The organism is Diplocloster agilis (assembly GCF_019042275.1).
Classification (GTDB): Bacteria; Bacillota; Clostridia; order Lachnospirales; family Lachnospiraceae; genus Diplocloster; species Diplocloster agilis.
In genome coordinates this window covers 173,338-196,227 of the sequence record NZ_JAHQCW010000003.1, presented here as the reverse complement: position 1 = coordinate 196,227, position 22,890 = coordinate 173,338, and the positions used below count along the sequence as shown (strand labels likewise).

Sequence of the window (22,890 nt, the reverse complement as noted above, 5' to 3'; positions counted from 1 at the left end):
TAAAGAAAGGAAAAGACAACAAGTGAATTATAATAATATCAGTAAAAAACAGATGAGCTTGAATATGTTATCCAATATTGTTTCGTATTCTGCTAACATTATCATTTCTTTTCTGTTAACTCCATTTTTAATTAATGCTTTAGGAAGAGAAACTTATAGCTTTTATCCGGTAGCAAATACGATCGTAAGTTATATGTCAATTCTGACAAACGCCATGAACTCTATGGCCAGCAGATTTGTCACAGTTTCCCTGGTGAAAGGGGATAAATCCGAAGCTAATAAATACTATTCATCTGTTTTAATATCAGATATCATTATAAGTATATTTTTATTAGTGCCAATGTTTATCTTTATCTTCTTTATAGATGTTTTTATGGATATCCCGATAAATTCGGAAGCGGCCATAAAATGCTTATTTATTTTAGTCTTTTCATCCGCCATTATTAATATTCTTGCAACGGTATTTGGTATTGCCACCTTTGCTAAAAACCGTATTGACTTAAGATCTTTGAGAGAGCTTATTTTAGCTGGATTGAAATTAATCCTTTTTTTCTTATTATATAAATATTTTATCCCATCTATTATTTATGTGGGGGTAGTCGCTCTTGTTATTGCTATATTAAACATATTCATTCAAATAAAATATACCAATATGCTCTTACCGGAAATTAAAGTTTCTAAAAAATACTTTTCCTGGAAACACACAAAAACTTTATTTACATCAAGTGTCTGGAACGCGATTAATACTTTGGGCAATAATTTATTAGTTGGTATGTCGATTATCCTGGCTAATATCTACTATGGCGCAGGGGTTTCCGGAACATATTCCATTGCAAATACGGTTCCTCAATTTATAAATGGTGTTATTACGATGTTGATCGGAGTTTTTTACCCGGTTATCACCTATAAATATGCACTAAATGATAAAAAAGGATTAATTAAAGAAATAATAAATTCACAAAAATTAGTAGGGATATTAGGATGTACCATTATTTCCGTATTTACCGCTTTAGCCTCCAATTTTTTTGCATTATGGACGCCTGGTGAAGATCCTCATTACTTATCAATTTTATCGCTGGTCACTATTTTGCCGCATTTTATAATAACTTGCACATGGACACTGGTCAACTTAAATATTGTTATGAATAAAGTAAAGATACCGGCTCTATTCACATTGTCCATGGGCATTCTGAATATTATTGTTGTTTATCTGGTACATTACTTTTTCCATCCCGGATTGATTTCATTGCCTTTGATAAGTTCATTTATACAAATACTGTCCGTTGGCCTTTTTTTACCATTATACGCCTGTAAAAATCTTAAACTAAAATGGTTTACCTTTTATCCTACGGTTGTTAAATCTGTATTATGTTCAGTCATTATTATTAGTTTGGTCTCATATGTTAAAAAGTTTTTTATGATACAATCCTGGTTCTCATTATTTTCATTTGCGGCAGTTACGGGATGTATTACCCTTTGTTTCTTTTCCTTTATAATACTTGGACCGCAAAATATAATCGATCTTTTAAAAAAAATCATACTACGTTATTTAAAACATAAATAATTTCACTAGCTATCCAATGCTTCACAAAATTTTAGTAATTGGCAGGTTGACAATGAAAATAGAAAAATCAAATTTAAGTATCGTTTCAGGCAAATATTTTGAAGAGGTTTATAATCATAATAATTATCTCATTGAGTTTAATGAGAATAAAAGTGATTATCCTTTACCGGTAGCGGTTATCTATTTTTCATCCAGTGGTATCTATTACCCTAATACAATAGACGCATTTAAAAAAGCGTTTATTGATACTGAAAATAAATTCGAATTTTATAAGTCTGATTTGAAAATAAAAGCGGATAAAAACATCTACATAAGGGATATTGCCAAGCAGTTCTATATTACTGGTATCAGCAAACAATTACCCAGCATGGATGCGGTAATAGATTTTTTAAAAGAACAGACTGAGGGTTATGAGTTATATACTGTAGGATCTTCCGCTGGCGCATATGCCGCTGCATTAGCCGGCTGTATTTTAGGCGCAAAATTAATTTATTGCTTTTCAGGATATTTTGATTTAAATGTTATAGACACTAAAACTTGGTTTTATATCGATAAGTTTAAAAATGATAGTAATAAAAGTAAATATTTTAACCTCATTGAATACATAAAAGGCAGCTCTTCTTATATTATATATTTTTATCCCGGACAATTACCAAATGATGTTGAACAAAGTCAATTTATAAAAAATTTGGATCATGTGATTTCTATAAAAATGGATTCTAACGTACATGGTCTGTGCTGTTCCCGCAGCGCGGTCAAGTGTCTCATGAAGATGGAATCCGGGGAAGCCATACGCAGGATGAAAGATTTTAGTGTGAAATATTCGAATCAGGTGATTAAAAATTCTACGTTAATAAAATATTTATATAAGAATAAATGGTTTTTCTATTATACGAAGGATATCATAGATACTATCCTGAAACAATTAAATAGAATTCTCAAAAAAATATATTCCGGCTATATAGCGAAGTAATCTTAAGAGTGACATTTGAATGATAAAAAGTAAACTCTTGTACTGTAGTATTTTGGCTTCTACAGGCATATTATGTGGGAAATTAAATCAGCCCTAGGGGAAAGGATTCAGAAATTACGGCCATAATTGCCGAATACCAATAGGGCCTCATTTCCATCCCATCCCCTTCTGATTGATGATTCTGATGTTTATTCATGATTTCACATATACTTGTTTTTAAAAAATGCGGGTGCAACTCTGTGCTCCATACACACTCCTATAAGATCCTTTACACTTCTTTGTTAGCTACGTACCTTGAATTCTTTCCTCTACCTTCCACTTTCAATTGCCCTTGTTCCACCAGCTGTTTCAGAATCCGGAATGCTTTCGTCGATTTCGAGCCCAATAATTCTTCTGCGGACTTACGCGTAACGTATCCTCTATCCCTTACATACTCAAGAAGAATCTGTTCACAGGTGGATGGTAGCAATATTTCCCGGGGTTCTGCTTTATTCTCTACCTGAACGGTTAATACACCTGCCTCATTTTGATTAGGCAAGATCACCCGAAAGGCTCCCGGAGCCGTTTCAAATTTAGGTTTCTCTTTCATATCATCATATAGGCGCTGTATTTTACCGATCCCGGTTCCGTAGCTTTCTATTAACCGCATACGATAGAAAACCGCTGCCAGATCCGGATTCCTGGACTGGGAAACTCCCATGAAAATCGCTTCCATCGAAAGCCCTGGTACCAGACCGCCTAACGATACAAATTCTATACGGTCATCGTATATATGAATGAGCGAACTGCCGCTAAAAGAGTAGTCTCTGTGTACAATGCAGTTCAGTAAGGCTTCTCTGACCGCCTCCTCCGGGTAATCCCGCGTGTCGATTCTGTTCAGACCGGAAAAAGTTGCTTTTGTCTTGTTATATAAATCAATTAATTGGTAGACCTCTTCCAACTGCTGGAGTAAAGATCCCGAAAATTCTTTTCGGTCACGAAAAACAGCTTTGTCGGTTCCCTGGAAAACGGCCACTTTTATCGTATGTTCACATTGGTCCGACAATAATAAGGCCAGATTCGTATACAGCCCGTCCTCTCCAATCATTCGCAGCGTCCGCATTTGAGAAAGACCGGTTTCCAGATTTCTCTCCTTCATTTCATGTTCAAACGAGGAGAAAGTTAATTCCTGGACAAGACTGCGTCCTCTTTCGAAAGACTTGCCGCTGGTCTGTACGATCATTTCGCGTATTCCCTCATCGCTTAAAGGCTGGGATGCACTCCCCCTGCGCACATATACGCCGGCCGGTTTCAAGCCCTTGCTCTGCAGATAATAGGGCCTGCCGGTTCCGGTCTGTACGGATATCTCGATGATGGGTTTTTGCTCCTCTTCTATTGTTTTGATTTGTACAAATGGCATGATATCCGGTCTGATATTGTCACGCAATGCATTAGCTACCTGTAACATTACATAGTCTGGATCATCTATTCCTACAACCGTTCCGTCTTTCCGTATGCCAATGTAGATAGTCCCGCCGAAGGTGTTGGCAAACGCGATCACTTCTTTTTTGATGTCATCTACGTAAATTTCTTTAAATTCTATATCGATATTTTCATATGATTTCATGGTGCATGCTCCTTTCCTGTCTTAATTATCGTATGAGCTTTCTTGCTTATTCTTTCTCGTTCTTTCTTTTTCATTCTTTCTCTTTCACATTAACTCAAAAAACAAGAATAGTCAAGAGCTATAGAAATTATAGCTGCTGCAATTAAAAATGCCCTCTCCCGAGAAAAAAGTGAGAAGACATTACATACAGAATTAATGAGCATGCAGTAGTGATGAAATGCAATCATCCTGTTAGCATTCCTTTTCCTGCATCTTTTCAATGAATGAATCCACCGCATATTTGATCGTTTCCACACCCTGAATAGCCTCAAGAGCATCTTCTCTCGTTACCATGATATAATCAGCGCCGGGATAACGTGCATCAAAATAATAGTCTGTCAAAATCCGAAGCATATTATCATCTAAAATAAAATCTTCAAACCTGCTATGGATAGCCTGGTATAGAGTCATAAGCTTATGAGACCGTAAGGTCTGCGTATAATCCTTATCCAACATATAATTCTGTATTATATGCTTCAGATATCGCTCCGCAATATTCTGGGCAGTAACCGCAATAGGATTATAACTACGCAGATTATTCAGAATTTCTTTCACTCCCTCCAAATAGAGGTAATCATTCTGCGCTGTATCATAATATGAATCCATGCTTTTCATCCTTTCTGATGATTTTTCCGTATTTCCTTATATTATTCGTAAAAATTGATTGATCTGTCTGCAAAGTCTGTTCTGTATAGAATACAATATCGACGGATACATTCAGTACTTCTACCGTTTGGTCTACGTTTTCACGGATGAGGGATCTGAGCTGCCGATCAACCAGTTTTTTTTCCGTAACAATAAGCAGATCAATATCGCTAGAAGTTTTTATCTTACCGGTTACACAGCTGCCGTATAGGATAACGTAGAGAAATCCTTCTATATTCATCGAATATATCACCCGCAATGCCGCGTGGAGCCCTCTTTTGTATCTGTCCGGCAGAGGCAGTTTATCTATCGTAACACTTTCTTGCGTTGCATCCTCCCCTTTGGTTGACAATGATGATCAGCTCCTTTTTTGTTTTCCTATATTCTTCTATAGTATTATAGCAAAAATAAAATTTGTCTACCATACATCTTATGGATTTTTCAGTGTTTTTATATGCTTTCATTACATCTCCTTACGTTTTCCTATACATAATTGGGGAGGATGTTTTGATTGGATTGATATATCTATTCACGTATGGTTGTACCACATAAGTAAATGAATGGGCTGACTTATTGCAATGATTGTTTCTATAGAAAGTAAAATGCCTTCTCCAGGGGAATTAGCGAGAAGGCATTACGCAAAGATTAATAGATTAAGGTATCTATGTATTATTTATACCACATATTTCTTGATTTGTATATCCCCTAAATATCGTAAAAGTTTCTAAATGATACTATTGTGTGATTTTATATGTAAATAGTAGCAATTATTTGGAGGTTGGGATTTTATATGGCATCTGATTACATAAATTCCTACGTTCGTCAGGTAAACAAAAATGAAATACCTGTATGCAACATTCTTGGCGTTAATATTGCTGCCGTTAATATGAATTGGCTCATTCAATATTTAACTGAGAACATAAACGCAGAAAAAGGGAATCGTTTAACAGGAGATTATATATGTGTGTCAAATGTACATACTACAGTTACGTCATATGAAAATGATGAATATTGTAGAATCCAGAACAATGCATTGATGGCTCTGCCTGATGGTGGACCATTATCTGCCGTAGGACAAAAGCGTGGCTGTACCAATATATGCCGGATAACAGGTCCCGATTTGATGCATGAAATATTTAAAATTTCTCCCCAATTTGGTTACCGACATTATTTCTATGGATCGACCGTCGAAACTTTAGATAAGCTAAATACAAATTTAAAACGTACATATGAAGGTATCGAAATTACTGGTATGTATAGCCCGTCCTTTCATTCCATTCAACCAGAGGATGATTCCAAATGCATAGCCGAAATAAACCGAACAAATAGTGATTTTGTCTGGATTGGACTAGGTGCCCCCAAACAGGAATATTGGATGAGTCAACATCAGGGAAAAATCAATGGGGTGATGATAGGGGTAGGCGCTGGCTTTGATTACTTTGCGGGAAATATTCAGCGTGCTCCCAAGTGGATGCAAAAAAACAATCTGGAGTGGTTTTACCGATTAATGCAGGAGCCGGTCAGGCTATTTAACCGTTATTTAAAAACAAATACGAAATTCATATGGAACGCAATCATAAAAGGAAAATAGGGAGAGTAATGTGGAAAGTAAACCCAGGATACTTATTGTACATAATAAATATCAGGTGACAGGCGGAGAAGACACTGTTGTTGAAAATGAAAAACGATTATTAGAGCAAAATGGTCATGATGTTTTTTCATATACCAGAGATAATTCTGAGTTAAAAACGATGGGATTGTTTCAAAAAATATGTTTACCATTCGGTTCCATTTTTTCCTTAAAAACATATCACGAAATTAAACAGATCATAAAGAAAAAACAGATAGACATAGTTCATGTCCATAATACTTTGGCTTTAATAAGTCCTTCCGTATATTACGCAGCATTTTCCTGTAAAATTCCGGTGGTGCAGACAATACATAATTTTCGACTTTTGTGTCCGGCGGCGACTTTTTATCGGAATGGACAAATCTGTGAGGAATGTCTTTCTAAAGGATTAAAAGCAGCTCTTATACATAATTGTTATCGGAATAGCAAATTACAAACTTTTTTTTGCGTACTCAACCTTAAGATCCATCGCTTACTTGGTACATATAGGAAATTAAGTTATATATGCCTGACAGAATTTAACAAAGATAAATTGTTATCATTGAATTATACACAAAGAAGATTATTGATTAATCCGAATCATGTTTTTATAAAACCCAATTTCACGTTTGGATATAAAAAGATTGAGGAAACTATAAAAGCGACAGATAGAGATTTCTATTTATATATTGGAAGAATTGAAAATTTAAAGGGAATCCCCCTCCTGGTCAATGCTTTCCAGGAAATGGATGGGAAGTCTCTTGTATTAGTTGGCAGCGGAGAATTATATTCGCAGTATCTTGCAGATAAAACAAATTTTGAGAAACAGGATATCTTTTTTTTAGGTGAACAAAATCATGAAAAGGTTGGTGAACTATTAGCTAAAGCAAAAGCTTTGATTTTTCCAACACAATGTTATGAAAATTTACCTATGGTTATCATCGAAAGTTTTTCCCAAGGGACTCCTGTTATTGGAAGCAATCTTGGAAATTCAGACTATCTTATTGAGCATGGTAAAACCGGATTAAAATTTGATTATAAAGAAGTAGCTTCATTGAAATCTGCCATTGCAGATTTTGAAGTAATGGATTCAGAACTCATGAGTCAAAATGCATGGAAGGAATATTACCAAAAATATAGCAGCCACAAAAATTATGAACTACTAAAGGCAATCTATTTAAAACTATTGGCCGAAAAAATTGACTGAAGAAATTATGAATTGTTTGTAATTACATACTATACAGATAGAAAGAATAAACAATGAATAAGACTATAAAATTATGTAAATCAGAATTGTTAATTTTAATTTTTATATCTATAAGCGCAACTTATTTTAGCGGCATTTTGAGATATATCCTAATTGCGATGGCAACAGTGATTTATTTCATTATAAAGAATAAGACAGTTTTAAGTATATCAAAAACAGATCGGACTTATTTTTATTTAATATTGCCGCCCTTATTTTATGTAATTCTGGGAGTAATAACATCGATTACACATCATAGCTTAAACAGCTATACGTTTCGATATTGCATTTTCATATTGTTACCTTTTGCTACTGCTTTAATTTTGGTCATGAGTACAGGAAACACGTACAGACTTATCACTGCACAATTTTGTGTTCACGCCGTTATCTATATTATCAGAATGTGCACTATTTTTTTGAAATCTGGTTTTCGCATGGACCTATTGGAATCTTCTCAAGCATTTTTATTTTCCTTGTATTCGATCTACTTTCTGGTAAATAAAAAATATAAATTACTGCTATTTACTGTTCCTTTTATTTTATTAACAAATAAAAGAATAAGTTTCGCGGGTTTAGCGCTAGTTTTAGTATTGTATATGATTATTACAAAATTTAATAAAAATTATCAAAAAATAATTAAATTGTCTTTCGTTGCAGCGGCCATTATTGTGATTTTTTATGTCTGGTCTATCTATTCAAATACACTAACAAATTTGTATGCCAGATTCAATATAATGGATATGGGACGATTAAAATTATATAACATTTTTAAGGTTACGAGCGAATTTTCACTGTTTTATTTTGGCGATGGCTTAGGTTCTGTAATGAATAAGCTTGCTATTATACGTTATCCTATTACTAACCTACACAGCGATTGGCTTATGTGTTATATGGAGATAGGGCTCCTCGGATTGTTAATATATTTATTATTATATTATAAAATATTTAAAAAATTTGGAAACAAAAACTACATGACTCTCTATCTAGCTATCATTTATCTGTTCGTTATTTATTTAACAGATAATGTCATGATATATATTAATATTCTTATTGGATTTTACACTATTACACTTAGTACAATCAAGGTTCATATAAAAAATCCTTTAGATGAAAAGACGCCAACTGTGCCACATAAAATAAAAGGTGATGACATATAAAGTAATGCAAAAAAATCTAAGACTCAATTACATTTGTGAATTAAGCTATCGAATCTTGACTATCCTGATTCCCCTGATTACAACGCCATATATCTCAAGGGTGATTGGACCGGCCGGCATCGGTGACTATAGTTATACGCAATCCATATGCGCATATTTTTTAACAATAGCAGTACTGGGAACTGAGCTATATGGTCAAAGGCAGGTGGCTGTATTTCAGGATAATCTGGAACAACGCAGTAAACTTTTTTGGGATTTACTGATTTTTAGATTCATAACTATAGCAATTGCTTTTGTTGCTTATATTTGGCTTATCGTCATTATGCCGGCTCAATATAAGACCTTATTTATTATTCAGTCTATGGGTATTTTGGGATTAATATTTGACATTACCTGGTTTTTTAGAGGTATGGAGGAATTCCCAATCATAGTCATCAGAAATTTGATCGTTAAGTTACTTGGAATTTTATTTATCTTTTTATTCGTTAAAACACAAGCTGATCTGAATTTATATGTCTTCAGTATTACAGCGGCCTCATTCTTAGGAAATATGAGCCTGTTTTTCAGTATACATAAATATATAAAAAAACCTGTATGGAAAAAAGTTGAAATTAAAAAGCATATTTTGCCTTCTGTTACTTTATTTTTTCCTCAAATTGCACTTATTGCGTATAATTATTTTGATAAAACAATGCTGGGAAGTATCACAAAATCTTCTGTAGAAAATGGATATTATGAGCAGGCCAGTAAAATAATATTCGTTGCTATCACGGTTATAATTGCAGCTGGAAATGTATTGGCTCCACGAATCGCCAAATTATTTGGTCAAAATGATACACTGAAAATACATGAATTGTTATATAAATCTTTTGATATAACGTTTTTTCTTTCCATACCTCTTTGTTTTGGACTTATTGGTACTGCTTCTAATATCGTCCCTTGGTTTTTTGGGGATCAGTTTGAAAAGGTTATTCTTTTACTCCAGCTGTTTAGTCCTATAGCAATTGCTATGGGAATGAAAAATGTGATTGGAGTACAATTTTTTATTCCTACCAACAGGCAAAATTATTACACACTTTCTATTGCATTTGGAACTTTTATAAATATATTTTGCAATCTGCTGCTGATACCCAAATTTGCCTCCATGGGTGCGATTATATCCTCAGTTATATCCGAATACTTATTGGTTGGCGTAGCACTTTTTCTTGCCAGAAAAGAATTAAATATTCATAGAATAATTCAAAAAAGCTATAAAAAAATTATTAGTTCATCTGTAATGCTTGTGATATCACTACTGCTATCTCAAAGTTTATCGCCTACCTTTGTACATTCGCTTTTTATCATAGCATTCAGTGCATTGAGTTACATTATAATACTTTTATTGTTGAAAGATGAACTGTTAATAGATTTAATGCAATTTAAAATCAGAAAAAAGTGATAGGGGATCATAAGGATATGATGGGAAAACTACATTCCTTTATATATAGGCTAAAAGAGATAGTGGCAAATAAATTAGTGAGAGAAGAATTTCTAGTAGCTATTGCCGATTTGATGATGCCATATAACGGAGAAATAAGTGCGATACAATACTTAATTGTTTCACGTATTATGGATTTAGAACAATTTTTAAATAAATCTGACGATCAGCGAGGAATCAATACGGATTGTTGGGCATTAAAAATAACAAAGCTTTTAGAAGATTATAATACAGGATCCACCTTGATTGATATGAATCAATATTCTTTTGAGGAAAACAACCACTGGCGTAACCTTCTCGCCTCTTATATCGATGGGTATGATTGTAAAAAGGGCGGGGCGGCATGTCTGAATCCTTTATATTTGATAGACGGTACCCACAGAATGGCTATTCATTTGTTGTATGGAATAGACGATATACAGGTTAAAGTACGTAAATTTATTAACGTAGAAAAAAAACGTAAGAAAAAGAACAGTATTCTATATGCTAACGGAGATGTCTTTGAGAAAATAGATCTTTTGCAGGCAGAAAGAGAACAATTATACAGAAAATACAACCAGATAATGGATACTACACGTCAAACATTAACGGGCTATATAAAAGTTTTTGAAAACACACAAATAAATGATCAAATATTCTTGTTATTAAATAGCTATGGAGAAGTAACGGATATCAAACGAATCCGGAATTGTTTGACAAATAATTATCTCTTTCAAGGTAATTTACTTTACGTTTTCCAATTTAAACCGGAAAAACAACGATTGCTGTATAAAAATAAACAACTGAAATCTGTGTATATAGAAAAGCTTGAGGAAGAAATAAAAGTAATATTGATACAGAATCAAGAACCCCCTTATGGCTGGGGATATATAGCCCATTCTATTACAGAAAGCAAATCATTGGATAAATTCATGGAAGTAACGAGAAAGGATAAAAATGAGTCGAGTTAATTTGTTATTCAAGATAGATGAACAGATTTGCAAAATTTACAATATATCCATGTATCTGCGGTCTTTATTTACAGATAAGTCCTGTTTGAAAAAAAATGTAACATTAAAGACTATAGATCATGATTTCTGTTTTGTAATTGGGAATGGGCCGTCCCTAACCTTTGAAGATTTAGAAGCTATTAAAGTTTATCCCACATTTACCGTTAACTTTTTCCATAAAGGCTGCCCTGAGTTTCCTTCTACATATCATGTCCTTTTAGATCCATGTTTTGGGAACGAGGAATGTCTGCCTTATGTTCTCGATTTATATGATAGTCACGGTACTACAAAATTTATTACACGGCAAAATGTAGCTAAACAATTACTCACATTAAATAAAGTAGATCGAATTTTTGGTACTTATCCGGTTTTAGCACAGTATCGTGATTTTGTACGCTGCAACATGACGAAATCCATGACAGGGTCCGTAAATGTAATTCCATTTGCGATACAATGCGCTTTATATATGGGATATAAAAATATTTTTTTACTTGGCTGTGATTTCAATTCCTATGCTAATTTAAAAGTCGAGCACTTTTACAAACATGGAAAAGATAGAATGACTTCGATCGGAGAAGATTTACGTTGGTCATCATTTGTACATTATCACCACTATGCTTTGCAAGCATACGCCCAAAGAACGGATTGTAAAATAATAAATCTTACTCCCGGAAGTTTGATTGATGCCTACCCCAGAAACAGTTTAAATTTAATTTTAAATAAAATAGAAAAAAAGAATAATGATTTTAAAGCTTACTGAGAATTGTGAAAAATGAAAGGAAGTTATCGATGAAAAAAGTATTAGTGACCGGTTCTGACGGATTTATTGGAAGTCATCTCACCGAAACCTTGGTAAAAAAGGGATATGAAGTCAAAGCATTTGTTTATTACAATTCCTTTAATTCCTGGGGATGGTTGGATAACGTTTCGAAAGACATTATGAAACATGTTGAAGTTTTCCAGGGGGATATCCGTGATCCACACGGTGTAAAGGAATCTCTGCAAGGGTGTGATGCAGTTTTTCATCTGGCTGCCCTCATTGCTATACCCTTCAGTTACTATTCTCCGGATACGTATGTAGATACTAATATAAAGGGAACTTTAAACATACTTCAGGCGTCCAGAGAGTTAGGAACAGAACGTGTTTTAGTAACTTCCACATCAGAAGTTTATGGTACAGCGAAATATGTGCCTATTGATGAACATCACCCTTATCAGGGACAATCACCATATTCTGCTACAAAGATAGGAGCAGACCGGCTGGCAGAATCTTTTTACCGCGCCTTCGATCTTCCGGTATCTATAGTAAGGCCCTTTAACACATATGGACCAAGACAGTCGGCCAGGGCGGTGATACCGACGATTATCACACAACTGCTGGCAGGCCAGGAGGAGATAAAACTGGGATCGTTGTCGCCGACCCGTGATTTTAATTATGTAAAAGACACTGCGAATGGATTTATTTCCATTTATGAGTCAATGAACACAATCGGGGAGGAAATAAACATCGCAACTCAGCGGGAAATTTCTATCGGTGAACTTGCCGCGGAACTTATTAAACAAATTAATCCAAAAGCCCGCATATGTTGTGATGAACAGAGATTACGGCCACAAAAAAGCGAGGTAAACAGGCTGCTTGGATCAAATACAAAGATAAAAGAATTGACGGGCTGGAAACCGGAGTACACGTTCGAACAAGGTTTAGAAGAGACCATTGCGTTTCTTCGCCGAAATTTAGATAAATATAAAATAGAAATGTATAACTTATAATATGGGGGATATAAAATGAATCCTTTTATACCGCTCTCGATACCAAATTTTATCGGTAATGAATTAAAGTATGTTACAGACGCTGTTCAAGCCGGCTGGGTATCTACCGGAGGAGCCTACATAACCAAATTTGAACAGGTGGTCTCAGAATACCTGCACTCAGCCGGAGCTGTCGCTTGTCAAAGCGGGACTGCCGGCATTCATACCGGACTTATGGTTATGGGAGTCACATCAGAAGATGCAGTCCTTGTTCCCACTCTAACGTTTATAGCAGCAGTCAATCCTGTAATGTATGTCAACGCAGAACCAATATTTATGGACTGTGATGATTCGTTATGTATGGATCCTGTTAAGCTAAAATTATTTTGCGAAGAGGAATGTGATTTTAGAAATGGCCAACTGATTTCAAAAAATTCAGGGAGACATATTAAAGCAATAATTGTTGTACATGTATTTGGAAATATGGCTGATATGGAATCGATTATGGCTGTCGCTGCGATGTACAATTTGCTCGTACTGGAAGATGCAACAGAAGCGCTAGGAACTTATTATTCATCCGGGAAATTTAAAGGTAAGTATGCAGGAACCATTGGTGATCTAGGGGTATATTCTTTCAATGGAAATAAAATCATAACCACCGGCGGCGGGGGGATGCTGGTATCAGATAACTTAAAATATCTACAGCATGCCAGACACTTGACGACTCAGGCTAAAAGCGATGAGTTGTACTACACACATGATGAGATTGGCTACAATTACCGTATGACCAACTTACAGGCGGCGCTGGGGGTTGCGCAGCTAGAACAGCTGGAACACTTTATCCAAATAAAGACCGAGAATTTCAAGCAATATCAGAACAGCCTGGCACAGGACGGGATTCATCTGCTGACCTATCGCGATAATATCCGCAGCAATCACTGGTTTTATGCTTTGGATACTGCCGGCCTTTGTTTAGACAGAGATTCCTTAATTGCTTATCTCGCTTCAAAAGGGATACAGACAAGGCCGGTCTGGGGACTGATTCATGAACAAAAACCTTATAATAATAAAGAGGTTTATAAAATAGAGAAGGCTAAAGTTTTCTGGCAAAAAGTCATTAATATCCCTTGCAGTACTAGTTTGACAAAATCGGATATTGAATATGTAACTAATGTACTAAAACAGATAAATCGGGATGAATAATATGGATATAAAAGATCTGCTTATAGAAGAAAATAATACGATTTTATTCGCTATGGAAAAATTAGATAAGAATGCGAAAAAGATTCTTTTTGTACAAAAAGGAAATCAATTAGTTGCATCCTTGACGGATGGTGATATTAGAAGATGGATACTAGCCCAAGGCAGTCTGAAGGCTTTCGTAAAAGAGGCTGCAAACTATAAGCCAAAATATTTGTTTGCCGCGGAAAAAAGCAAAGCCAAAAAATATATGGTGCAGCAAAAGATTGAGGCACTGCCTATATTGGATGACAATATGCATATTTTGAATGTACTTTTTTGGAATGATGAGGAGATCTCACATTGTCAGGAGCCTTTGGATCTTCCGGTAGTAATAATGGCCGGCGGATTGGGAACCCGTCTGTATCCATATACCAAAATACTTCCAAAACCATTAATACCTATTGGAGATATACCGATTGCTGAGCGTATTATCCAACAATTTTGTAAGCAAGGATGCAATAATTTTTATTTGATAGTGAATCATAAGCGAAACATGATTAAAGCTTATTTTAATGAAATACAAAAGGAATATAATCTCTGTTTTATAGATGAGGATATACCGCTTGGGACGGGTGGCGGTCTTAGCTTGTTGAAAGGGCAGATCCATTCTTCTTTTATTCTCAGTAATTGTGATATTTTGATTGATGCAGATATGTCCAAAATCTATAAATTGCATAAAGAAAAACAAAATCTTGTCACAATGGTTTGCTCTCTTAAGAATTTCTCAATTCCTTATGGCGTGGTAAATATAGGGAAGGAAGGACAGATCATATCTCTTCAGGAGAAGCCGTCCTTATCTTTTTTTACCAATACCGGATGCTATTTTGTTGAACCGGAAGTATTGGATCATATCGAGGCTGGGACCGAACTGGGATTTCCTGATATTATTGAGCAGCTCATGCGGGAAGGTAAAAATGTAGGCGTATACCCTATTGGAGAGAAAGCATGGTTAGACATGGGGCAGCTTAGTGAGTTGGATAAGATGCAGAAAACTTTTGATATGGATGCAGAAGGTGAATAGTGATATGAAAAAAAGAGTCTTAGTTTATCCATGTGGAACCGAAATTGGTCTGGAAATCTATCGGGCTGTAAATAAGTCTATTCATTTCCAATTAATCGGCGGATCCAGCAATTATGATCATGGCCAGTTTGTTTACAAAGATCTGATAAACGATCTGCCTTTTATCACGGATGATAGTTCTAAGGAAGATATTGTGGCATTTAATCAATGTATCCTAAATAAACGAATTGATTTTATCTATCCGGCGATGGATGGAGTGGTGTATGCTTTTGCAAAATACAGGCAATATTTGAAGCCTGTAGTAATAGCGCCGGATTATAAAACTGCTGCTATTACACGTTCCAAAAGTAGAACGTATGAATATTTTGCAGATACGTTAAAAACACCTTCGTGCTATGAAGAAATTGATGAAATAGCGGAGTATCCGGTATTTGTTAAACCCGATGTGGGACAGGGATCTGTTGGAACAGCAGTAGTCAAATCCAGCCAAGAATTGAGATACCTTTTAACCAAAAATTTAGATCTATTAATTTTAGAATATTTACCAGGTGAAGAATACACAATTGATTGTTTCACAAATTCAGAGGGAAAACTGGTATATGCCCGCGGCCGCACAAGAAAAAGGATCAAAAATGGCATAAGCGTCAATGCTGTGTTTTATGATGAGCCGGAATTCGGGATAATTGCTGAAAAGATTAATAAGCAGTTAAATCAACGGGGAGGATGGTTTTTTCAACTGAAACGAGATCGAAATGGGGCTTTGACCTTATTGGAAATAGCATCCAGGATCGCCGGAACTTCCTCTATTACCAGAAATACAGGTGTAAATCTTCCATTACTAACTTTACATCTATTTAATGGAAATTCTATTCATGATGTTTTGATAAATCCATATGACATTGAATTGGACCGTGCATTATATAATAAATACCATCTGTCACTATCTTATGATACGGTCTATTTTGATTATGATGACACGATTGTTATAGATTCACGTATAAACACTCAGATTATGGCTTTTGTCTTTCAATGTATCAATAACGGGAAACATTTAGTTTTACTTACAAAGCATAAAGGAGATATCTTTGCAGAACTCCGTAAATACAGATTAGAAACTCTTTTTGACCAAGTTATGCAGCTAGATGCGACTGAGGAGAAAGCGGCATTTATTATGGACAGCAATAGTATTTTGATTGATGACTCTTACGGCGAAAGGTTAAAAATCGCAAGTATATTTCATATACCTACATTTGACACACATATGATCGAATGTCTTCTTGAGGAGAATGATTAATGAAGAGAGTTTTAATAATAGCGGAAGCAGGTGTTAATCACAATGGTAATCTGGGTCTCGCATTTCAGATGATTGATGCGGCCAGAAAAGCAGGCGCGGATATCGTTAAATTTCAGACGGCAAAACCGGAATTAGTAATATCCAAGTATGCTGCCAAGGCAGCTTACCAGAAATCCACGACGAATGAAGCAGAAAGCCAGCTTGAAATGTGCAAAAAAATTCACCTAAAGTTTGACGATTACATATTACTAAAAGATTATTGCAAAAGATCCGGTATCGGGTTCTTATCAACTCCTTTCGATCTTGAAAGTATAGATTTTCTAGATCAGCTGGGTATCCCACTGTGGAAAATCCCATCAGGAGAAATTACAAATCTTCCTTACTTGATTCGAATCGCTAAGACCCATAAGCCCATTATTATGTCGACTGGAATGTGTAATATCGAGGAAATAGAAGCGGCTCTGAACTTACTGAAAAATTATGGCGCAGGAGAAATTGCACTTCTCCACTGTACGACTGAATATCCCGCACCCTATCAGGATGTGAATCTAAACGCAATGGTTACGCTAAAAGAACGCTTTCACTTAAAGATCGGCTATTCGGATCATACCTCCGGGATCGAGATCCCTGTGGCCGCAGTTGCGTTGGGGGCTGAGATAATCGAAAAACACTTCACACTTGATAAAAATATGGAAGGGCCTGATCACAAGGCCAGCCTTTCACCGGAAGAATTGACACAGATGGTCGTCAGTATCAGGAATGTGGAGATGGCGTTGGGGAATGGGATAAAGGATATCTCAAAATCCGAATTAAAAAACCGTGATGTGGCACGTAAAAGTATTGTAGCCTCAAAATTTATCAAGGAAGGCACTCCTTTTACGGAAGAAAATATTACGGTTAAAAGACCTGGAAACGGAATTTCCCCTATGCAGTGGTATGAAATAATCGGAAAATATGCAAAAAGGAATTTTTATGAGGATGAATTGATTGAACTATGAAGAAGACGATTGTAATACTGACGGCCACAAGAGCCGAATATGGACTGTTACGGCCTATTATACGTACATTAAGTGCCTGTACTAAATTTAATGTCAGAGTAGTTGTTACGGGAGCCCACCTTTCAGCAGAATTTGGTCTTACTTATAAAGAAATCGAGAACGATGGAATACGGATAGACAGAAAAATAGAGATCCTGTTAAGCTCGGACACTTCTTCTGCCATATCAAAAAATATGGGACTTGCTATGATAAGCTTTGCGGACTATTTTGCTGATGTAGTACCCGATTATCTAATGGTATTGGGAGATCGATATGAAACTCTTGCAGTCTGTTGTGCGGCTATGAACGCCCGAATACCTATTATACATCTATATGGGGGCGAGACTACACAAGGCGCTGTAGATGAGGCTATCAGACATGCTATCACAAAGATGAGTTTTCTTCATCTTGCAAGTACCGAGGAACACAGGCATCGCATTATACAATTAGGGGAAAATCCTTCCAGGGTTTTTAATGTTGGAGCTGTGGGTATCGAAAATGCGCTGCATACACCGTTGTTGTCGAAGGCGGAGCTTGAAGATTCTCTGCATTTTTCGCTTGGCCCGGAGTATGCGCTTATTACCTTTCATCCGGTAACACTGGAGGGATTCCAGGCCGGAGTACAGGTCCAGTCCATATTAAAAGCAATAGAGAGTTTTCCGAATATAAAATTTATTATAACAAAAGCTAATGCGGATGCCGGCGGCCGGATTATTAATCAGCTGTTTGAAGATTATTCTCTAAACCATAAAAATGTAAAAATATTTGATTCATTGGGAATGCTTAGATACTTAAGCGCGATAAAATACAGTAATATGGTTATTGGTAATTCATCCAGTGGACTAGTAGAAGTTCCATCTTTTAAAGTGCCTACGATTAATATAGGAGACCGCCAGCGAGGGCGAATAATGGCAAAAAGCATAATAAACTGTGAACCAAACGCCGAAGAAATTATACGTGCTATAAATTTTGCCCGGTCATCCGATTTTAGAAAAACCTTGGAATCTGTCAAAAATCCGTACGGCGATGGGAATACCACGAATAAAATCCTTAAAATTTTAGAGGAGAAGCTACTGGCGGATAAGATCAATCTAAAAAAGGAATTCTATGATATAGACTTCTGAATTGGAGGAACGCGTGAATATTTTATGTCTTATACCTGCGCGTGGGGGATCTAAAGGACTTCCACGAAAAAATGTCAAAAATCTATGCGGAAAACCGTTAATCGGGTGGACAATAGAGGCAGCTAAAAAATCCAAGTATATAAATGAAGTATACGTTTCGTCCGATGACAAAGAGATTCTGAGTGTTGCAGCAAGTTTCAAAGCAAAATGCATACAAAGGCCGAGTCCATTGGCATCCGATCAAGCAACAAGTATAGATGTTACGCTGCATGCGCTTCGTCATTATCAGGAGAATCAGTTTTGTCTTCCTGACTTTGTACTACTTCTGCAGTGTACATCTCCACTTCGAACAGAAAAACATATCGATGACGCAATTGAGCTGTATCAATCCTGTGAGAAACAGGCAGAAGCGGTGATTTCAGTAAAGGAAGCACCCCATCCCCCTCAATGGCTTAGACTTATTAACGAAGAAGGATTTATAGAACCCTATATTAAAGAACCGGATTCAACAGAACAAATGCGTCAGAATTTTAATAAAGTATATATGCCCAATGGGGCCCTTTATTTTATCAAAACAGAAATATTTTTAGATCAGAAAACTTTTCAGCCTCAGCGAACAATACCTTATATCATGGATGAAGTTTCATCCGTTGATATTGACCATTTACTGGATTTTGAATTGGCATCTTTACTTATAAACGCCCTTGAGAGGAATACGGATGATAAAAGTTAGTATAATTGTTCCTATCTACAACACAGATCCAAATCTACTGATTCGATGTGTAACTTCTATAGTCAATCAGACTTTAGAAGAAATAGAAATCATTCTTATCGATGATTGCAGCACGACAGATATCGGAAAAACGATTACCGATCTTACAAAACGCTACCGTAATCGGATTCGCAGTTATTATTCACCCAAGAATCTTCATCAGGGGGGAGCACGTAATATAGGAATACACATGTCCCAGGGAGAGTACATCGCCTTCGTCGACTCGGACGACTTTGTTGAGCCAAATATGTATGAACTTTTATACAAAAAGGCTATTTTTAATGGAGAAAAAGCCGATGTTGTAGAATGCGATTTTATCACTGTTAAACAATCACAATTATTACCCATAGATCGTATGAAAGATATTTCCGCAAATGGAACCTTGGATATTAGCGGAAAAAAAGAAGTTATTGCAAAAAGTAATTCTACGGTTTGTACGAAGCTCTTTCGCTCCTCGTTTATAAAAGACAATGACATATACTTCCCGGAAGGTATATATTATGAAGACCATTTGTTTGTGCTTAAGGTTAATACACTCCTAGCCTCTTATCAAACGATACGGAAAGGATTATATTACTATTGTCAGGATTCATCTGGCTCGACCACTCGAACGACAAATTTAAAGTCCTGTGAAGACCGCAATACTATTATGGATGAGTTACATAAATGGTCATCCATGGAGACTATGACAGATTATAAAGAAGAAACAGAATTTTACATTATACGATGTAGCTATCGGGGTGGAATAGAATGGCTTGTTCAAAATGCCGGATGGCGAGGTTATTGGGAAATGTTAAAGTTAAGGCGCCTCTTTCTTAAAATGTATCCTAATTATCGAAAAAATCAATATTATATTGTAAGGTTTAGTCATGAAAAGCGATGGGAACAAGGCTTATTTGATTGTTCGGTATTTGGGTATTTAATTTATAAGCGTATTATTCAACATTTTATTCAATCTCTGGATAAACACAAGACCCCTAACTTGTATACCTTTTAAGCAATAAGCTACAATAGCCACTCACTAATCCGAGGAATCCTCCTTATTAAAGCTATTATGTATAATTCTAATACAATTGCAACTAAAGCCACGCAAGGAGCCAAAAATATACCTAACAATTTTATATTTACAACCAAAGGATTAGATCCTATATTCATACACAGCAACGAAACAAATTTCCCAAGAAAGTTCTCAATGATAACAGACTGCAGAATATATAATGGCATAGTATTTTGCCCAACCTTGACCCAAAATTCAGTAAGCGCTTTACTTTTTGTATCAAGATACAGATAACCGGCATCAAATACCACCTTCATTGTTATACAACCGGTAATGCCAATTAACCCCCGCATTAAGATAATGAATTCTATATTATCAATTCCGCTAAACAAAGATGTCCCCGCATTCCATACGTTAAACTGACCGGACCAGAAACATTGCAATATAACGAAACATACCATAGCGCCTATCCATAAAACACTACGGGTTCTGCCCTTTATCAATCTGGACAAATCCTTAGTATAATAACCAATCACAAAAAAAGGAAACATATATCCCATATTGAATGGTATTATATCTGTCATGTGAAATGTGATAATAAGGAAGATGGATATTATAATTTGCCAACGTTTGCTTTTAACAATTCCGCAAAGGATAATCATGATAAAGGAACATCCAATTGCGGACCACAAAAACCATAACGAAAACAAATTACGAACCGAATCAAATAGAGGTCCCCAAATATTGATCAGGAGTTCCCACAAAATTACGGGGATAACAAGATGACGAAACTTATGTATAAATTCTTGTGTCCACTTTCTCTTTTCCATACTGCGGGCAAGAAAGAATCCACTTAGCAGCATAAAAAATGGCATATCATATGTTCGAAAAAAGGTCAATAACCACACGCTTTCTCCCATTCCAGCACGCAAAGCAGTGATCGTGTGTCCCCAGATCACACCAAACATTAACATTCCTTTGTAAAAGTCAATCGATTTATTCCTACTCCCGGTAACCATTTCCAATTGCCTCCTCTGCGCTTGTTGGCGGTTTATAGCTATTATGGCTGCAGAACACCTTATTAATTAAAAAAGGAAAAACCACAAGATAGTTCCAATCAATTTCATTCATCAGCCCTAAAATGAAGAAAGCAATAATTCCAATAATTACAAGATGATATTTATGGTCGTCATATTTCGGCAGAGTAATATAGGAAGCTGAGAATAAGAGCAAACCAATCATACCAAAATCAAACAATTGCTTCAAAATTAAATTATAAATATTAGTTGTACCATTCAACCAACTTGATAAACGAACGGATAACCAAATTTGTATCTCGCCATATCCGGTAAAAGGCCGTCTGGCAATATAATGCAATGCTTGCTGCCATATTAAGGTTCTGCTATTGTATGTCATACTTTTATGCAACACATTTTCTATAAATGCTTTTATAGAAGGCATAGTAGTTCCCGTGATAATAAGAAAATAGACAGTCAATATCATGAGATATATCCATTTGAATTTCAAATTCGTAAACGGGATGTCTTTATTTAGTAACAAAAATATTGATATAACAACCAAAAAAGAAATTGCAATCATACCGCTGGAAGAACCGCTCATAAATTCCACCCTATTTTCGCCTGTGCTAAAAATAGATACCGTACCAACAATTATCAGAAGTTCCTGCAAGAAACGATTCATTATTTTCTTTTTCATAAACAAAAGAATAATAAGTACGGAAAGTATAATATATGTGCTTTGATTATTTTTTGACCCAAGCAGCCAATTCGCTCGCTCTACAGAGGAACCTACACTGCTTCGAAATATTCCATTCGGATATAATATAATCGTCATAAAATTTGCAACTATATAAATTATGCTTAGCCAATATAAAGACACCAGACCTTCCAACTTCTTTTCTATATTGGTATGCCGATCATTCACACTGCTATTGATCAGCAAGAATACTCCTATAACGGGCATAAGCTGCTCATAAAAAAATGTTGCAATCTGATTTGGACTTTTTATAACTACCATTGCCGTAGCCCATAAGAAGAAAGCAAAAAAACATTTCATAAATAATGGCTTTATCTTATATATACTACGTTTACGATTTAATAAAAGAAGTAAAATTATGTATGCACAACCCCCGTATCTCAGCAATGAGGTTACCATACCTGATATACGATAAAAAATGGGAGGTGCAAAAAATATAAACCAACCAATCAAATAAAAGAAATCTATTTTTCGAACGGAAACTACAAAACGAGAGCGAACATGGCTATTCATTATTCTCCTCCTAAAACTTTCAACAATAATCATTCAAATCCTACACTCAATAAAACTATT

Annotated in this window: 20 protein-coding genes; 15 read left to right on the top strand and 5 right to left on the bottom strand. The window is 35.6% G+C overall.

The features are described from left to right. The first annotated feature begins 22 nt into the window (after positions 1-22). Both KTH89_RS03345 and KTH89_RS03340 read left to right on the top strand, forming a co-directional pair. Positions 23-1,564 (top strand): oligosaccharide flippase family protein, encoded by a 1,542-nt coding sequence (locus tag KTH89_RS03345; RefSeq protein WP_238720620.1) that lies wholly within the window; start codon positions 23-25, stop codon positions 1,562-1,564. A 52-nt stretch (positions 1,565-1,616) separates the two neighbouring features. Continuing rightward, on the top strand, positions 1,617-2,537 hold the full coding sequence (locus KTH89_RS03340; protein WP_238720619.1) for a hypothetical protein: 921 nt from the start codon (positions 1,617-1,619) through the stop codon (positions 2,535-2,537). 268 nt (positions 2,538-2,805) lie between these two features. Here KTH89_RS03340 and KTH89_RS03335 read toward each other — a convergent pair whose 3' ends face one another. The 3 genes from KTH89_RS03335 to KTH89_RS03325 all read right to left on the bottom strand — a co-directional run bounded on the left by KTH89_RS03335 (position 2,806) and on the right by KTH89_RS03325 (position 5,179). Further along, positions 2,806-4,143 (bottom strand): RNA-binding domain-containing protein, encoded by a 1,338-nt coding sequence (locus KTH89_RS03335; protein ID WP_238720618.1) that lies wholly within the window; start codon positions 4,141-4,143, stop codon positions 2,806-2,808. A 231-nt stretch (positions 4,144-4,374) separates the two neighbouring features. Then, positions 4,375-4,788: a HEPN domain-containing protein gene (locus KTH89_RS03330; protein ID WP_238720617.1), complete on the bottom strand. Its 414-nt coding sequence runs from the start codon at positions 4,786-4,788 to the stop codon at positions 4,375-4,377. After that, complete coding sequence (locus tag KTH89_RS03325; RefSeq protein ID WP_238720616.1) at positions 4,772-5,179, bottom strand: nucleotidyltransferase domain-containing protein; 408 nt, start codon at positions 5,177-5,179, stop codon at positions 4,772-4,774. Before KTH89_RS03325 ends, KTH89_RS03330 begins: the two co-directional genes overlap by 17 nt. A gap of 438 nt (positions 5,180-5,617) precedes the next feature. Here KTH89_RS03325 and KTH89_RS03320 point away from each other — a divergent pair, with 438 nt between their 5' ends. From KTH89_RS03320 to KTH89_RS03260, 13 genes are all read left to right on the top strand, one after another. Further along, a complete protein-coding gene (locus KTH89_RS03320) occupies positions 5,618-6,418 on the top strand; it encodes a WecB/TagA/CpsF family glycosyltransferase (RefSeq protein ID WP_238720615.1) in 801 nt (266 codons plus the stop codon). A 10-nt stretch (positions 6,419-6,428) separates the two neighbouring features. Next, on the top strand, positions 6,429-7,643 hold the full coding sequence (locus tag KTH89_RS03315) for a glycosyltransferase family 4 protein (protein WP_158342989.1): 1,215 nt from the start codon (positions 6,429-6,431) through the stop codon (positions 7,641-7,643). Between the two features lie 1,200 nt (positions 7,644-8,843). Then, entirely contained in the window at positions 8,844-10,277 is a 1,434-nt protein-coding gene (locus KTH89_RS03310; RefSeq protein ID WP_238720614.1) for a flippase, read from the top strand. A gap of 17 nt (positions 10,278-10,294) precedes the next feature. Next, positions 10,295-11,266: a hypothetical protein gene (locus KTH89_RS03305; RefSeq protein ID WP_238720613.1), complete on the top strand. Its 972-nt coding sequence runs from the start codon at positions 10,295-10,297 to the stop codon at positions 11,264-11,266. 85 nt (positions 11,267-11,351) lie between these two features. After that, positions 11,352-12,065 carry a motility associated factor glycosyltransferase family protein gene (locus KTH89_RS03300; RefSeq protein ID WP_238720612.1) on the top strand — a complete coding sequence of 238 codons (714 nt, stop codon included), beginning with the start codon at positions 11,352-11,354 and terminating at the stop codon, positions 12,063-12,065. 29 nt (positions 12,066-12,094) lie between these two features. Beyond that, positions 12,095-13,075: an NAD-dependent 4,6-dehydratase LegB gene (locus tag KTH89_RS03295; protein WP_238720611.1), complete on the top strand. Its 981-nt coding sequence runs from the start codon at positions 12,095-12,097 to the stop codon at positions 13,073-13,075. A gap of 15 nt (positions 13,076-13,090) precedes the next feature. After that, positions 13,091-14,257: a LegC family aminotransferase gene (locus KTH89_RS03290; RefSeq protein WP_238720610.1), complete on the top strand. Its 1,167-nt coding sequence runs from the start codon at positions 13,091-13,093 to the stop codon at positions 14,255-14,257. Between the two features lies 1 nt (position 14,258). Then, complete coding sequence (locus KTH89_RS03285) at positions 14,259-15,317, top strand: sugar phosphate nucleotidyltransferase (RefSeq protein WP_158342982.1); 1,059 nt, start codon at positions 14,259-14,261, stop codon at positions 15,315-15,317. Positions 15,318-15,321: 4 nt separating this feature from the next. After that, positions 15,322-16,611: an ATP-grasp domain-containing protein gene (locus KTH89_RS03280; RefSeq protein WP_238720609.1), complete on the top strand. Its 1,290-nt coding sequence runs from the start codon at positions 15,322-15,324 to the stop codon at positions 16,609-16,611. Continuing rightward, a complete protein-coding gene (gene neuB / locus KTH89_RS03275; protein ID WP_238720608.1) occupies positions 16,611-17,609 on the top strand; it encodes an N-acetylneuraminate synthase in 999 nt (332 codons plus the stop codon). Before KTH89_RS03280 ends, neuB begins: the two co-directional genes overlap by 1 nt. After that, positions 17,606-18,772 carry a UDP-N-acetylglucosamine 2-epimerase gene (neuC, locus tag KTH89_RS03270; protein WP_238720607.1) on the top strand — a complete coding sequence of 389 codons (1,167 nt, stop codon included), beginning with the start codon at positions 17,606-17,608 and terminating at the stop codon, positions 18,770-18,772. The genes neuB and neuC overlap by 4 nt, the downstream gene beginning before the upstream one ends. Positions 18,773-18,785: 13 nt before the next feature. Further along, on the top strand, positions 18,786-19,505 hold the full coding sequence (locus KTH89_RS03265; RefSeq protein ID WP_238720606.1) for an acylneuraminate cytidylyltransferase family protein: 720 nt from the start codon (positions 18,786-18,788) through the stop codon (positions 19,503-19,505). Further along, positions 19,492-20,541, top strand: coding sequence for a glycosyltransferase family 2 protein (locus KTH89_RS03260; protein WP_238720605.1), 1,050 nt, complete (start codon positions 19,492-19,494; stop codon positions 20,539-20,541). Before KTH89_RS03265 ends, KTH89_RS03260 begins: the two co-directional genes overlap by 14 nt. An 8-nt stretch (positions 20,542-20,549) precedes the next feature. Here KTH89_RS03260 and KTH89_RS03255 read toward each other — a convergent pair whose 3' ends face one another. Together KTH89_RS03255 and KTH89_RS03250 are read right to left on the bottom strand one after the other, a co-directional pair. Further along, on the bottom strand, positions 20,550-21,560 hold the full coding sequence (locus tag KTH89_RS03255) for an acyltransferase family protein (RefSeq protein ID WP_238720604.1): 1,011 nt from the start codon (positions 21,558-21,560) through the stop codon (positions 20,550-20,552). Further along, positions 21,544-22,830 (bottom strand): O-antigen ligase family protein, encoded by a 1,287-nt coding sequence (locus KTH89_RS03250; RefSeq protein WP_238720603.1) that lies wholly within the window; start codon positions 22,828-22,830, stop codon positions 21,544-21,546. The genes KTH89_RS03255 and KTH89_RS03250 overlap by 17 nt, the downstream gene beginning before the upstream one ends. Between the last annotated feature and the right edge of the window lie 60 nt (positions 22,831-22,890).

Bases quoted from the DNA above. Each gene is read 5' to 3' on its own strand.
- KTH89_RS03340 (WP_238720619.1), top strand. From the start codon at position 1,617: ATGAAAATAGAAAAATCAAATTTAAGTATCGTTTCAGGCAAATATTTT.
- KTH89_RS03335 (WP_238720618.1), bottom strand. From the start codon at position 4,143: ATGAAATCATATGAAAATATCGATATAGAATTTAAAGAAATTTACGTA.
- KTH89_RS03330 (WP_238720617.1), bottom strand. From the start codon at position 4,788: ATGGATTCATATTATGATACAGCGCAGAATGATTACCTCTATTTGGAG.
- KTH89_RS03320 (WP_238720615.1), top strand. From the start codon at position 5,618: ATGGCATCTGATTACATAAATTCCTACGTTCGTCAGGTAAACAAAAAT.
- KTH89_RS03310 (WP_238720614.1), top strand. From the start codon at position 8,844: ATGCAAAAAAATCTAAGACTCAATTACATTTGTGAATTAAGCTATCGA.
- KTH89_RS03305 (WP_238720613.1), top strand. From the start codon at position 10,295: ATGATGGGAAAACTACATTCCTTTATATATAGGCTAAAAGAGATAGTG.
- KTH89_RS03295 (WP_238720611.1), top strand. From the start codon at position 12,095: ATGAAAAAAGTATTAGTGACCGGTTCTGACGGATTTATTGGAAGTCAT.
- KTH89_RS03290 (WP_238720610.1), top strand. From the start codon at position 13,091: ATGAATCCTTTTATACCGCTCTCGATACCAAATTTTATCGGTAATGAA.
- KTH89_RS03285 (WP_158342982.1), top strand. From the start codon at position 14,259: ATGGATATAAAAGATCTGCTTATAGAAGAAAATAATACGATTTTATTC.
- KTH89_RS03280 (WP_238720609.1), top strand. From the start codon at position 15,322: ATGAAAAAAAGAGTCTTAGTTTATCCATGTGGAACCGAAATTGGTCTG.
- neuB (WP_238720608.1), top strand. From the start codon at position 16,611: ATGAAGAGAGTTTTAATAATAGCGGAAGCAGGTGTTAATCACAATGGT.
- neuC (WP_238720607.1), top strand. From the start codon at position 17,606: ATGAAGAAGACGATTGTAATACTGACGGCCACAAGAGCCGAATATGGA.
- KTH89_RS03260 (WP_238720605.1), top strand. From the start codon at position 19,492: ATGATAAAAGTTAGTATAATTGTTCCTATCTACAACACAGATCCAAAT.
- KTH89_RS03255 (WP_238720604.1), bottom strand. From the start codon at position 21,560: ATGGTTACCGGGAGTAGGAATAAATCGATTGACTTTTACAAAGGAATG.
- KTH89_RS03250 (WP_238720603.1), bottom strand. From the start codon at position 22,830: ATGAATAGCCATGTTCGCTCTCGTTTTGTAGTTTCCGTTCGAAAAATA.